The sequence below is a fragment of the Tenacibaculum maritimum NCIMB 2154 genome (genome assembly GCF_900119795.1).
In the GTDB taxonomy this organism is placed as follows: Bacteria; Bacteroidota; Bacteroidia; order Flavobacteriales; family Flavobacteriaceae; genus Polaribacter; species Polaribacter maritimus.
Genome location: NZ_LT634361.1, coordinates 1,850,285 through 1,863,223 on the forward strand (window position 1 = coordinate 1,850,285; position 12,939 = coordinate 1,863,223).

At 31.6% G+C, this 12,939-nt stretch carries 12 protein-coding genes and 3 tRNA genes; 10 read left to right on the forward strand and 5 right to left on the reverse strand.

Annotated features, from left to right (window positions below):
• Positions 1–59: 59 nt before the first annotated feature.
• From MARIT_RS08320 to MARIT_RS08330, 3 genes are all read right to left on the reverse strand, one after another.
• Entirely contained in the window at positions 60–350 is a 291-nt protein-coding gene (locus MARIT_RS08320) for a hypothetical protein (RefSeq protein WP_024740555.1), read from the reverse strand.
• A 120-nt stretch (positions 351–470) separates the two neighbouring features.
• Positions 471–1,364: a DUF72 domain-containing protein gene (locus MARIT_RS08325; protein ID WP_100211270.1), complete on the reverse strand. Its 894-nt coding sequence runs from the start codon at positions 1,362–1,364 to the stop codon at positions 471–473.
• Between the two features lie 3 nt (positions 1,365–1,367).
• Positions 1,368–2,333 carry a patatin-like phospholipase family protein gene (locus MARIT_RS08330; RefSeq protein WP_024740557.1) on the reverse strand — a complete coding sequence of 322 codons (966 nt, stop codon included), beginning with the start codon at positions 2,331–2,333 and terminating at the stop codon, positions 1,368–1,370.
• A 51-nt stretch (positions 2,334–2,384) separates the two neighbouring features.
• On the opposite strand from MARIT_RS08330, the gene MARIT_RS08335 reads away from it, so the two are divergent.
• The 5 genes from MARIT_RS08335 (at position 2,385) to MARIT_RS08355 (ending at position 9,957) form a co-directional block, all read left to right on the forward strand.
• The gene (locus MARIT_RS08335; protein ID WP_231975112.1) at positions 2,385–3,119 is read left to right on the forward strand and encodes a WD40/YVTN/BNR-like repeat-containing protein; all 735 of its coding nucleotides are present in this window, start codon (positions 2,385–2,387) and stop codon (positions 3,117–3,119) included.
• Between the two features lie 352 nt (positions 3,120–3,471).
• The gene (locus MARIT_RS08340; RefSeq protein WP_100211271.1) at positions 3,472–6,429 is read left to right on the forward strand and encodes an amidohydrolase family protein; all 2,958 of its coding nucleotides are present in this window, start codon (positions 3,472–3,474) and stop codon (positions 6,427–6,429) included.
• Positions 6,429–7,721 carry an amidohydrolase family protein gene (locus MARIT_RS08345; protein WP_100211272.1) on the forward strand — a complete coding sequence of 431 codons (1,293 nt, stop codon included), beginning with the start codon at positions 6,429–6,431 and terminating at the stop codon, positions 7,719–7,721. Before MARIT_RS08340 ends, MARIT_RS08345 begins: the two co-directional genes overlap by 1 nt.
• Before the next feature lie 221 nt (positions 7,722–7,942).
• Positions 7,943–8,992, forward strand: a complete 1,050-nt coding sequence (locus MARIT_RS08350; RefSeq protein ID WP_100211273.1) for a sphingomyelin phosphodiesterase — start codon at positions 7,943–7,945, stop codon at positions 8,990–8,992.
• Positions 8,993–9,162: 170 nt separating this feature from the next.
• Entirely contained in the window at positions 9,163–9,957 is a 795-nt protein-coding gene (locus MARIT_RS08355) for a TrmH family RNA methyltransferase (RefSeq protein WP_024740562.1), read from the forward strand.
• A gap of 95 nt (positions 9,958–10,052) precedes the next feature.
• On the opposite strand, the gene MARIT_RS08360 is transcribed toward MARIT_RS08355, so the two are convergent.
• Positions 10,053–10,928 (reverse strand): FKBP-type peptidyl-prolyl cis-trans isomerase, encoded by an 876-nt coding sequence (locus MARIT_RS08360; protein WP_231975114.1) that lies wholly within the window; start codon positions 10,926–10,928, stop codon positions 10,053–10,055.
• Positions 10,929–11,007: 79 nt separating this feature from the next.
• Between MARIT_RS08360 and MARIT_RS08365 the strand changes: the two genes are divergently transcribed.
• Positions 11,008–11,388 carry an RNA-binding S4 domain-containing protein gene (locus MARIT_RS08365; protein WP_024740564.1) on the forward strand — a complete coding sequence of 127 codons (381 nt, stop codon included), beginning with the start codon at positions 11,008–11,010 and terminating at the stop codon, positions 11,386–11,388.
• 23 nt (positions 11,389–11,411) lie between these two features.
• The gene (locus tag MARIT_RS08370) at positions 11,412–11,915 is read left to right on the forward strand and encodes a phosphoribosyltransferase domain-containing protein (RefSeq protein ID WP_100211275.1); all 504 of its coding nucleotides are present in this window, start codon (positions 11,412–11,414) and stop codon (positions 11,913–11,915) included.
• Here the strand turns inward: MARIT_RS08370 and MARIT_RS08375 are convergent.
• The gene (locus tag MARIT_RS08375; protein WP_024740566.1) at positions 11,903–12,430 is read right to left on the reverse strand and encodes a shikimate kinase; all 528 of its coding nucleotides are present in this window, start codon (positions 12,428–12,430) and stop codon (positions 11,903–11,905) included. The two genes, MARIT_RS08370 and MARIT_RS08375, sit on opposite strands and share 13 nt — an antisense overlap.
• Positions 12,431–12,538: 108 nt before the next feature.
• On the opposite strand from MARIT_RS08375, the gene MARIT_RS08380 reads away from it, so the two are divergent.
• The 3 genes from MARIT_RS08380 (at position 12,539) to MARIT_RS08390 (ending at position 12,891) form a co-directional block, all read left to right on the forward strand.
• Positions 12,539–12,611 (forward strand) — tRNA-Lys (locus tag MARIT_RS08380).
• A 37-nt stretch (positions 12,612–12,648) separates the two neighbouring features.
• Positions 12,649–12,733: transfer RNA gene (locus tag MARIT_RS08385), tRNA-Leu, on the forward strand.
• Positions 12,734–12,818: 85 nt separating this feature from the next.
• Positions 12,819–12,891: transfer RNA gene (locus tag MARIT_RS08390), tRNA-Lys, on the forward strand.
• Positions 12,892–12,939: the final 48 nt, after the last annotated feature.

Consider the following 12,939-nt stretch of genomic DNA (forward strand, 5'->3'; position numbering starts at 1 on the left):
AATCACTCCTTGTTTTTTGCTTTTTAATAAAATGACATGCTTCTTTATATTAATAAAAGCTATTCGCTTTTACCTAGCTCTAATTTTTCTTCCAACCAATTCGTTATGTCTTCTTTCTTAACAAGATCTGATGGCACTTCTCCTTGTAATAATTCTTCTACCTCTAAAGCTTCTTCTTTAGTAGTCAAGCCATATTTTTTACAAAAAGAGTTGATAAAATCGACCACCTCGTAACTTTCTTGTCTATTTAAACGATCACGATCTCTTTTTCCTGTTTCTTTCGGATCATCTCCATTTGCTGCCACATCTGAATACTCATACTTTAAATCTTTTCTTTCAATAACTCCCATACTATGTTACTTTTTAAATTATAGCCACAAAAATATAATTACTCAGTAAGCTTATTTTACGGGAATACATAATAAGCTTCCCTCTTTTTCAAAAGCTTAATATATAAAAGTATGCTATTACTATAACAAACTCATTTGCCCATTATTTTTATCATTAGGTAGTTTCAGTTTTACATCAAGTTTTCTATTCAATTCACTTATAAAATGACGAGCCAATAATGGAGATTCAACTTCTAAATTTTGGTGAATAAAGAAATGGATTTTCTCCAATCCTAGTCCGTGCCATTCTTTTAATCTCAAAACCCAATCATTTAATCTGCTATAATCAGATGTGTGATTCGCTCCAACATATCTAATAAAAGCTTCACTATTCGTAAGTCTCATATGCACCATATCTCTCCTACCCGCTGTATCTACCAATACATTAGCAACATTATTTTCTTCCAATAAACTATATAATTCCATTGAAATATTCTTATCTGAAAACCAATGTTCATGACGTACCTCAACCGCTAACGAAATTCCTTTAGGCCAAGCTTCTACAAAATCCTTTAACTTCTCAAAATTATCAGGACCAAAATTGCTATGTAATTGTAAAAAAATAGTTCCTAACTTCTCCTCTAAATGCGCTATAGCATCTAAATAAATATTCACAGCATCTGTTACCTTACTCAATCGCTTCCAATGACTTATTTCCTGTCCTAATTTTGGAAAAAACTTAAAACCCTTTGGTGTTTTAGATTTCCATTTTACAAATTGTTCTGCTGAAAATTGACGATAAAATGTAGCATTTAACTCAATTGCGTTAAATTGCTTTGAATAATATGCCAACTCATCCTTTACCCCTCTAGGATAAAACCCTTTTAAATCTGCCTTATTCCACTTTGCACATCCTACATATGTAGAAAGCGATTTTTGATCCTTATAAGAAGACAGTAAACGTATTGTTTCTTTATTCGTTTCTGGTAAAGAAAAATCGATTAACTCAGGGTGACTTACTTTTCCAAACTTCATATTTTATGATAATTTTTTAAGGTACTCCATTCCTTCCTCCACCTCTTTGTTATCTATTAATTCTGGTCTAAAATCGCTCATTGTATCGTCGTGCTTTTTCTTAGCATGCTTATATCCTGCTTTCCACCAACTTCTCATTTCCTTTTTATCAAACACCAATGAATTTGTTGTCAATACTGTTGGTGTATAATACAAATTTAAGGCTACATCATTGTGTTTTGCTGAAAGTTTACCAATAGTTACATTATGTCTTTCTACATGTTCTAACATAAAATCGAAAACATCTAGCATTAATGAAAATGGATTTCTAGCTGGTAACCTATTTATCTGCGTTATCTCTGTTTCCAAAATAATAGCGTCTATTTCTTTAGCTCCACGTAAAATAGCTTCTCTAATAGGTATCAAGCAACCAAAGCCCCCATCTGCATATTGGCATTTATTTTTTTCTAATAAACTCATAAAAGGAACATAATTACAAGATCCCCATATCCAATCGCAAAAATCATCATACGAATATTCTTTAATAGACTTATACTCAACTTGATTTGCAGTCAAGTTCGACACTGTTACTACAACATCTTTATCATGATTCCTTATTTTTTCATACATTTCTTTAGTAACATTCTTTTTTATAAGCTTTTTCAAATTTTTACTTTCTCCAAAAGTTTTCCTCCCATTTATAAAATTCCAAAAAGTATTTGTGTGGCGAATTGCTATTACTTTAGCGCCATTTACCTTTTTTACTTTAAACGGACTATTGCTAAATATAGAATTCTGATTCACTGAAGTATATAACTCTTTTAATTCATCAACCATACCTAATGCTAAATGAGAAACCATTAAACTCCCTGTAGAAGTTCCTAAAAATAAATCATATTCTTTTTTCTTCTTTTTGATTAAGTATTCTGCTACTCCTCCTGCAAATGCTCCTTTGCTTCCTCCACCTGAAATCACTAATGCTTTTTTCATTTATAAATTGAGATCAAAAATTGTTAAATTAGTCGCATTAAAAGTAAAAAAATGAAACGATTTATACTCTTTTTTTTCTTCGGATTAATTTTACATTCTTGCCAAACAAATTACACAACAAGAAATATGGAATATGTTAATATTAAACAATTCAACATAGACAGTACTAATATTAGGGCTATCCATGCCATTAGTAAGGATCATTTATATTTTGCAGGATCTAACGGATATATAGGCTATACTTTAAATGAAGGCAAATCTTGGCATATAAAACAGCTAAATTATCAAGATTCAATTATCCCCCATTTTAGAAGTGTTTCTTTAAATAATTCAAATTTATTTGCACTTTCTATAGGAAATCCAGCTCTGCTTTATAAAATATCGAAAAACAGCGAGAAACTTGTTTATATAGAACACCACAAAGACCTTTTTTATGATAGTATGAAATTCTTCTCTGATGGAAAACATGGAATAGCTGTTGGTGATCCTATTGAAAATTGCCCTTCAATCATTTTAACATCTGACGGAGGAAATACTTGGCAAAAAATTCCTTGTAGTCAATTACCTAAATTTGAAAAAGGAGAAGCCTTTTTTGCCGCAAGTAATACCAATATCAAAATTATTGACAATACTGTTTGGATCGCTTCTGGGGGAAAAAAAGCACGTATCCTCAAATCTGAAGATACAGGTAAAACTTGGACGGTATATGACACCCCTATAGTTCAAGGAAATGGTTCTCAAGGAATATATTCTATAGATTTTTATGACAAAAAAATGGAATTGTAATTGGTGGAAGCTATGCTTCTCCTTATAACAATTGTGCTAATAAAGCCATTACAACAGATGGTGGTATCACATGGAACCTTATTGCTGATAATCAAGAACCTTCTTATAAAAGTTGCGTACAATACATTCCTAACACAAAAGGACAAGAAATTATTGCTGTTGGAAAAACTGGAATCTCATTTTCAAATGATGGGGGGCTAACTTGGAATGAAATCAGTAAAGACAACTATTACACTATTCAATTTATTGATACAAATACTGCATGGCTCTCTGGCAATCAGAAAATAGGAAAATTAACATTAAACTAAAAATGAGTAACTTTAGGGCCTTATTTTCTTAATTTAATCATAAAATGAAAAAACAATTCTTTAGTTTTCTCCTTTTATACTCCTGCTTATTATGCGCTCAAGAGTATTTTCCCAAAAACGACGGTGTAAAAACTACTTCTAATAAAATAACTGCATTTGTAAATGCTAAAATATTTATAACTCCTACTAAAATAGTAGAAGACGCTACACTGATTATTAAAAATGATAAAATTATAGGGGTTGGAAAAAACTTAGAAATTCCCAAGCAGGCTCAAATTATTGACCTTACTGGAAAAAGTATGTATCCTTCATTCATCGATGCCTATTCCACTTTTGGTATAAGAGTACCTACAAGAAGAAATAACAATAGCAACATAACTCAATATGATGCTGAACGAAAAGGTTATTACTGGAATGACCATATCCGTCCTGATATCAACCCTATTTCTTATTTTAAATTTGATAACAAACAAGCTAAAGAACTATTGGAAATTGGCTTTGGACTCGTAAATACACATTTAGAAGATGGAATTATTCGAGGTAATGGAATACTTGTTTCTATCAACCCAAATACCACCAATTCCTACAGAATATTAGATGGCAAATCTGCGCAATACTTATCTTTTTCTAAAAGTAATACCTCTCATCAAGTGTACCCTAGTTCTTTAATGGGAGCTATGGCACTTTTACGTCAAACTTATCATGATGCTAATTGGTATGCCAAAGGTCAAGCTAAAAATAAAGATTTAGCATTAGAAGCTTTAAATAGTAATAAAAACCTTCCTCAAATTTTTAATGCTAACGGTAAACTTAATGGACTAAGAGCTGATAAAATTGGAGATGAATTCAATATTCAATACACTATTGTTGGTAATGGTGATGAATTTGAAAACATTGATGAAATAAAGGCTACCAATGCTACATTTATCATTCCTATTAATTTTAGAGCTCCTTATGATGTTTCAAATCCGTATCTAGCTAAATCCGTAAGTTTAAGCGATATGAGAAAATGGAACCAAGAACCTTCAAATCTCACTGCTTTATCAAAAAATAAAATTCCTTTCTCTTTAACGACTTATAAATTAGAAAATATTAATGATTTCACTAAGAACTTACAAAAAGCCATTACTTATGGCTTTGATAAAACCAAAGCCTTAGAAGCTTTAACTACCATTCCTGCTAAAATCTTAGGGAAAACAACTATTGGGAATTTAAACAAAAATAGTTTTGCTAATTTTTTAATTACTTCAGGAGATATTTTTGATCATAACACTATTTTGTATGAAAACTGGACGCAAGGAGACAAAAACATTATTTACCCTATAAATAACAAAGACATCACAGGAAGCTATAATTTTTCCTTAAATGGAGAATCTTATGAAATACAAGTAACAAGAAAAGGAACTTCATACAAAGTTTTCTCTATAAATGGTAAAGAAACAATTCCTTCAAAGCTCTCTTTCCAAGACAATTGGATTTTTGCTACCATTCCTGCTAAGAACAGCGCTGATAAATTCATACGATTAACTGCTAATGTTTCAAATACTGATTTAATCCAAGGAAAAGCAATTGACGAAAAAGGATATGAAAGTATATGGTCAGCTATCAGAATAAACAAAAATGAAAAAAGCAACCTCCCTCCTAAAAATAACCAAAAGGCGCCTTATCCTATAGTGCTTCCTATCACATATCCAAATACAGGCTACGGATTAAAGAAGATTCCTAAACAGGAACTACTCCTTTTTAAAAATATTACTGTTTGGACTGGCGAAAAAGAGGGCATTTTAAAAAATACCGATGTACTTATAAAAAACGGAAAAATTCATAAAATTGGAAAAAACTTATTTAATGAACGGGCAAAAGTTATTGACGGTATTGGCAAACACCTAACTGCTGGTATTATTGATGAACACTCACATATTGCAACTCACTCTGTCAACGAATGGAGTCAAAACTCTTCTGCTGAAGTAACTATTGAAGACGTAGTAAATCCTGAAGATATAAATATTTATAGAAACTTAGCTGGAGGAGTTACTTCTATTCAAATTTTACATGGTTCTGCAAATCCCATCGGTGGGCGTTCTGCTATTATAAAGCTAAAATGGGGAGAAAACGCTGATAATATGATTTATCGCAATCCTCCTAAGTTTATCAAATTTGCTTTAGGAGAAAATGTAAAACAGTCTCGTAGTCAAAACGGTACTCGATTTCCTCAAACTCGAATGGGAGTAGAACAAGTATATATAGATTATTTTACGCGTGCGAAAGAATATGACAAATTAAAGAAAAACGGCAAACCGTATCGGAAAGATATCGAACTAGAAACATTGGCCGAAATATTAAATAAAAAACGCTTTATTTCTTGCCATTCTTATGTCCAATCTGAAATTAATATGCTTATGAAAGTTGCCGAGAGATTTAACTTTACAGTAAACACTTTTACACATATTTTAGAAGGCTATAAAATTGCTGATAAAATGAAAACTCACGGAGTTGGAGCTTCTACTTTTTCTGATTGGTGGGCGTATAAATATGAAGTCAATGATGCCATTCCTTACAATGCAGCAATCATGCATTCAAAAGGGATCACTGTTGCCATTAATTCCGATGATCCTGAAATGGCTCGCAGACTTAATCAAGAAGCTGCTAAAACAATCAAATATGGTAACTTATCTGAAGAAGAAGCTTGGAAAACCATAACTATTAACCCCGCTAAATTATTACATATAGATGATAAAGTGGGAAGTATTAAACTAGGCAAAGATGCCGATTTAGTTTTATGGAGTGGAAATCCTCTATCTATCTATTCTAAACCTGAAAAAACTATTATTGAGGGAAGAGTTTATTTTGACTTAAAAAAAGACTTAGCGCAACGAAAATCAATTAAAACAGAAAGAAGTTTATTGATTAACATGATGCTTCACGAAAAGATAAAAGGTAGCAAAATGCAAGCCCCTTCAAAAAAGATACACGAATTATTCCATTGCGAAACTTTAAAATAATGAAAAACCATATCTTCATACTCTTATATTTCTTTTTAATCAATCATAGTAATTCTCAACAAGTACCTGCTCCTCAGCAAAGTAATGACTACAGTATTGAAGGAGGAATTGCACATCTGGGCAATGGAAAAATTATTGAAAACTCTCTCATTATAATTTCTAAAGGAAAAATACATTTTATTGGTTCTAATAAAACTAAAATAGCAAGACAAGGAACTGTCATCAATGCTAAAAACAAGCATATCTACCCTGGGTTTATAGCTGCAAATACAACACTCGGATTAGGGGAAATAGATGCCGTAAAAGCTTCTAGAGATGAAAAAGAAATAGGTACTTTAAATCCACACATAAGAAGTATTATAGCTTATAACGCAGAAAGTAGAATTATAGAAACAATGCGCCCAAACGGCGTTTTAATAGCTCAAACTACTCCTAGAGGCGGATTAATTTCTGGTACATCTTCTATTGTTCAATTGGATGCTTGGAACTGGGAAGACGCCATTCTGAAACAAGATGATGCTATCCATGTTAACTGGCCTAGCGGAATCACCTACACTGGTAAGTGGTGGATGGGAGAACCTAGAATTGCTAAAAGTAATACAAAATATATAGAAACAATAAAAGAATTAACTTCTTACTTTGAAAAAGCAAAAAATTACTTAAAAGGAAGCAAATTTCCTAAAAACCTACCATTTGAAGCATTAAAAGGACTTTTTATAAATTCTCAAAAGCTTTTTATTCATGTAGATGGGGAACGTGAAATAGTAGATGCGATCACTTTTTCTAGAAAGCAAGGAATTAGGAATATGGTAATTGTTCGCGGAAAAGAAGCTTATAAAGTCTCCGATTTACTGCTAAAATATAAAATCCCTGTTATTCTAGAAAGAGCTCATAGGCTACCTCCTACAGAAGACGATGACTACGATCTTCCTTTTAAATCAGCTAAAATTTTAGCTGATAAAGGAATTTTAGTAGGTTTAGGAATGGGTGGAGAAATGGAGCGTATGAGTACAAGAAACCTCCCCTTTTATGCAGGAACTTATGCTGCTTACGGATTAGGGAAAGAAGAAGCTTTAAAAATGATTACTGCTAATAACGCTAAAATATTAGGAATTAGCGATATGGTTGGAACCTTGGAAAAAGGAAAGGATGCAACGCTTTTTATTTCTAAAGGAGATGCTTTAGATATGAGAACAAATAAAATCTCATTTGCCTTTATCAATGGTAGAAAAATAAGTTTAGAAAGTCATCAAACAGCGCTATGGAAGCGTTATTCTGATAAACACAAATAACATGCTTTAAATTATAACTTACCTAATTCAACTAATTTTTTAAAACAGTTCTTCTTAGGTAAGTTTTACTTGCTAACACTACCTTTTTCTTTTCTTCCAAAAGTTTCTCTTAAGGAATCTACCTATTTATTTTTATCTTACTTAAAAATGTATTAAGTTTAAACACTGATAGTAAGAAAGATACCTTCTTATTGAGGATTCACTTTAAACAAAATAGATACATGAAAAATAAATTACCATTCATTTTAATGCTTCAACTTCTTATTTTTACTGGATGTAATGATGACGTTTCCCTTGGAGAAACTACTAAAGAATTCAAAAAAAGAGCGTCTTCGATATCAACTAATACCAATATTACCTTGTCGATACTAAGCTATAATATTTTTCACTTGCCTTCTATTGCTTCCATTTATCATTATAAAGAAAAATACAGAGCAGAAGCGCAAAAGAATTTCTTTAACACTAGAGAAATTTCTGAAAACATGGATATTATCATTGTGCAAGAAGCTTTTAATAGATATGTTCCAATCATATCAAATGGATTGACTAGTTTTATCAACCAATCTGGATTAGTAGGGCTATATTGTGGTTCATGGACAATGAATAGATCTGATAATTATTTTGATAAAATGAGCTCTTTATCAAATTGTAGCAACTCTCCTTTCGTAACCAATGGAGGTGTTAAAATATATAGCAAATGGCCTATTGAATATGACGAGCAACTTATATTTAAAAATAGCCTCCGTGGAACAGCTGATTATCTTAGTAATAAGGGGGCTTCCTATGTTAGAATCAATAAGAATGGTAAAAAATTTCATATTATAGGAACGCATTTGCAAGCTGATGAAGCTAAAAAGGATGGAAGCGGTATCAGGAAGTTACAATTAGATGAACTACAATATTGGATTGCTCAAAAAATAAAATCGGGGAAAATTCCTTCTAACGAGCCTATTATTTTTGCAGGAGATTTTAATATTCCTCATTATGATATTGAAAAGATTAAGGAAATGACTACTATTTTACAATCAAATGAAGTAAAACTTCAAGGAGATTTACACTCTTATGATGAATCACAAAATACAATTCTTCAATCGAACGGTAATAAATACCCTCCTCAAACGTTAGACTATATACTTGTGAGTAAACAGGGAAAGCAACCCCTATTCATACCTACATTCAGCCATACCACATTTAGAGCTAAGAATACTAACGCAACAGAGGATTTATCAGACCATCATCCTATCAAGCAAACTTTTTACTTTAGCTACTAATTTGACTCTTGTAAAAAAGCAAAAGAAGAGCTCTTTTTAAAATAAGGGCTTCTTTTACTTCATTAAAAACCTTAACTTTCTCTATTTAAAACCTATACATTAGTTTTAAAAATATTTATATGAAAACCATCATCAATTAGGTATTTTTGCTTTTTATTTAGATAAGCTACATGAAGCAAATTACAAGCGTACAGAATTCATATATCAAAGAATTATTAAAACTTCAGGATAAATCGCGAGAGCGACGCAAAAAAAAATTATTTATTATAGAAGGAAAAAGAGAAATATCTCTAGCCATCAAAGGAAATTATAAAATAGACACCTACCTCTTCGTTCCTGACATTTTTTCTAAGAAAGACTTAGAACTCCTTAATACCCAACATGCTACTCAAATAGAAATTTCAAAGGATGTATATGAGAAATTGGCATATAGAGATTCTACAGAAGGTATTATTGCTGTTGTTAAGGCAAAAGATTTTTCTTTAAAAAACATACATTTTAAAAATAAAAAACCTTTAATTTTAGTTGCTGAATCTCTTGAAAAGCCAGGAAATATAGGAGCTATTTTAAGAACAGCTGATGCAGCTAATATCGATGCTGTATTTATAGCTGACCCTAAAACAGACTTATACAACCCTAATAGCATTCGTTCTAGTGTAGGTTGCTTATTCACTAATCAAATCGCCATTGGTAGTGCTGAAGAAATCATTGGTTTCTTAAAAGAAAATAACATTTCTATATATAGTGCTACGCTTCAAAACTCAAATGAATACCATCAAGAAACTTACACAAATGCTTCTGCAATCGTTGTAGGAACAGAGGCCACCGGTTTAACAGAAATATGGAGAAAAAACGCCACCCAAAACATCAATATTCCCATGAGAGGGGAAATAGACTCTATGAACGTTTCTGTTGCTGCTGCTATTATCATTTTTGAAGCCAAAAGGCAGCGTGAATTTCACTAAGTTCTGCTTAATTTCTTACTTCATATAAATAAAAAAGAGCAATTAATTAGTTTAATTGCTCTTTTTTATTTTATTTATTCTATACCTTCATTTACCTACCTATCATCTACATCTAAATAGTTAGGAATACCATCGCCATCAGTATCATCATTTCTAGGATCACCATCGCCATTCAAATCTTCGTCTTTTGTCAATTTACGATCATTATCATCATCAGCATCTAAATAATTTGGTATTCTATCATTATCTGTATCTACTTTTCTTGGATCATTTTCTACAGAAGCATCTTCTACCTCTAAATAAGAAGCTAAACCATCATTATCATCATCTGCTTCGTTAACATCCCACAATTCAATGTAGAAAAGTAAGTTTTCATTAGGTAAAATAAAACGACCATTTGCCCTATTTCTATATGCTAACCCTGAAGGTATAAACAAAATGCCTTTCCCTCCTCCTTCATAAGTTATTGGTCCATTATTCGTTATATTTTTACCTCCTTTAAAATTAATAAAACCATAGGTCCAACCTCTTATTACTTTATTTAAAGAAAACCAAGCTATACTTTTATCAAAATCAGGACTCAAACTATCTTTTCTAATAATTCTCTGCCCTCTATACTTAGCATATACAGAGTCCATTACACTAGGAAATTTTGAATCAGTAGGCGCTACTGGCGTTCCTACACGATTCGTATAATAATATAGCTTATAGTCTATATTATTTTCCTTTACTTCCTTCGTTATTAGCTTCGGGTCTTCAAATAAAGAAAGTTCATTATTACGTATTGGCTTTACAGTATCTAAATCTGCATTATAGTAATTATTCTTCAAAAACTTAACTAAAGAATCGTTATCTATTACAGCCTGCGCCGCATGGTCAAAATTATCAACCGTTCCATTATTATCACTTCCACAAGCATATAAAATAGCGGTAAAGATTACTGTAAATAAAAAGTACTTAAATTTCATCATTTAATATCAAATTTTTGAGTCGCAATTTACCATTTTTATACCTTTGCCAAAAGAGAAATAATAAATTTTAACTTTTTATATGAGAATTGACAAATACTTGTGGTGTATTAGACTTTTTAAAACAAGGAGTTTAGCTACCGAGGCTTGCAAAAAAGGGCATATTAAAATAGATGGAAATAACTTAAAGCCTTCAAAAGAAATTTTTGGAAATGAACTTTTATCCATCAGAAAAAATCAAATCAATTATAAAATAAAAGTCTTAGACATTCCTCCTAATCGCGTTGGAGCTAAACTAGTCGATCTTTACAGAAAAGATTTAACCCCTAAAGAAGCGTTTGAAAAAACAGATTTACTCAAATACTCTAAAGATTACTATCGAAAAAAGGGACTTGGAAGACCCACTAAAAAAGATCGTAGAGATATTGACAACTATACTGAAACTACGGAAGAAGATTTTTAACTTTGTACAAATATTTAAAAACAATGGCAACTACTAAAAATATCATCTTAACTAATATTGAAATCGAGCAAAAAATTAAACGAATTGCTTATCAAATCTATGAAAGTAATAGTAATGAAATAGAAATAGTATTGGCTGGAATTGCAAACAATGGATTTTTGTTTGCTGAAAAATTAGCTAAAGTGCTTAATAAAATATCTCCTTTACATATAACTATATGTAAAGTTACCATCGATAAAAAAGCTCCTCTAACCCCTGTAAAAACATCTATAAATACTGATGCGTACAAAGGTAAATCTTTAGTACTAGTAGATGATGTATTGAATTCAGGTACAACGCTTATTTACGGAATAAAACACTTTTTAGAAGTTCCTTTAAAGCAATTTAAAACAGCCGTACTAGTCAATAGAAACCATAAAAAATATCCTGTTAAGGCAGATTTTAAAGGAATTTCTCTTTCTACCTCATTACAGGAGCATGTTATAGTTGAATTTAATGAGAAAGAAACCATTGCTTATCTAATGTAGCGCGTTATTTCTTCCAACGCTACTACAACTTCTTCTGTGGTTTTATCATCAATTATTAAAGTACTATTAGCCTTTTTGTAAAACAAATTGCGCTCAAAAAGGTGTTTTCCTATAAATTCTTTCAATTGTTCTTCTGATAAATTTGCAACTAATGGGCGAGCTTCCCTTCCTATTGACAGCCTGTTTGCTAGTGTTTTTATGCTTGCTTGTAAATATATTGATTGCACTTGATCTTGCTCTAAGATATATTCCATATTACCTGCATAGCAAGGGGTTCCTCCTCCTAAAGAGAGTATAAAAGATTTTTTTGAGGTTAAAACTTCTTTCAAATAAGTATGTTCTTGCTTACGAAAGTAAATTTCTCCTTTTTCTTTAAAAATCGCTGAAATGCTAGCCCCCTCCTTTTCTTCAATGTAAGTATCTAAATCTAAAAAAGGAAGGCCTGTTTTTTTACTTAATTCTTTGCCTGCGGTTGATTTCCCACTTGCCATGTATCCTAATAGTATAATCTTCATCTTTGATAATTAAGGAGATACAAATATCTGCAAAAAAAACAGAATAACTCTTGCTTTTTTCTAATTTATATTCCTATATTTGCAACCGCTAAGGAAAAACAAAGTAATGACCGGGTAGCTCAGTTGGTAGAGCATCTCCCTTTTAAGGAGAGGGTCCTGGGTTCGAGCCCCAGCCCGGTCACTAAAAGTTAAGCTTTAAAGCTTAACTTTTTTTTTAAGCGTATGTGGCGGAATTGGTAGACGCGCTGCCTTGAGGGGGCAGTGTTCATTATGAACGTGGAAGTTCGAATCTTCTCATACGCACATTATAAAATTTTTAAAAAAAATAAAAAAAACTTTTTTTTTCAATTTATAGTGCTATATTTGCAACCGCTAAGAAAAAAGTAACGACCGGGTAGCTCAGTTGGTAGAGCATCTCCCTTTTAAGGAGAGGGTCCTGGGTTCGAGCCCCAGCCCGGTCACTAAAAGTTAAGCTTTAAAGCTTAACTTTTTTTTTTACCTTTATTTCT

What these genes read in the sequence shown, in the direction of transcription:
- MARIT_RS08360 (WP_231975114.1), bottom strand. Translation starts at nt 10,928, where the DNA reads ATGATGAAATTTAAGTACTTTTTATTTACAGTAATCTTTACCGCTATT.
- MARIT_RS08370 (WP_100211275.1), top strand. Translation starts at nt 11,412, where the DNA reads ATGGCAACTACTAAAAATATCATCTTAACTAATATTGAAATCGAGCAA.
- MARIT_RS08355 (WP_024740562.1), top strand. Translation starts at nt 9,163, where the DNA reads ATGAAGCAAATTACAAGCGTACAGAATTCATATATCAAAGAATTATTA.
- MARIT_RS08345 (WP_100211272.1), top strand. Translation starts at nt 6,429, where the DNA reads ATGAAAAACCATATCTTCATACTCTTATATTTCTTTTTAATCAATCAT.
- MARIT_RS08365 (WP_024740564.1), top strand. Translation starts at nt 11,008, where the DNA reads ATGAGAATTGACAAATACTTGTGGTGTATTAGACTTTTTAAAACAAGG.
- MARIT_RS08350 (WP_100211273.1), top strand. Translation starts at nt 7,943, where the DNA reads ATGAAAAATAAATTACCATTCATTTTAATGCTTCAACTTCTTATTTTT.
- MARIT_RS08320 (WP_024740555.1), bottom strand. Translation starts at nt 350, where the DNA reads ATGGGAGTTATTGAAAGAAAAGATTTAAAGTATGAGTATTCAGATGTG.
- MARIT_RS08330 (WP_024740557.1), bottom strand. Translation starts at nt 2,333, where the DNA reads ATGAAAAAAGCATTAGTGATTTCAGGTGGAGGAAGCAAAGGAGCATTT.
- MARIT_RS08335 (WP_231975112.1), top strand. Translation starts at nt 2,385, where the DNA reads ATGAAACGATTTATACTCTTTTTTTTCTTCGGATTAATTTTACATTCT.
- MARIT_RS08325 (WP_100211270.1), bottom strand. Translation starts at nt 1,364, where the DNA reads ATGAAGTTTGGAAAAGTAAGTCACCCTGAGTTAATCGATTTTTCTTTA.
- MARIT_RS08375 (WP_024740566.1), bottom strand. Translation starts at nt 12,430, where the DNA reads ATGAAGATTATACTATTAGGATACATGGCAAGTGGGAAATCAACCGCA.
- MARIT_RS08340 (WP_100211271.1), top strand. Translation starts at nt 3,472, where the DNA reads ATGAAAAAACAATTCTTTAGTTTTCTCCTTTTATACTCCTGCTTATTA.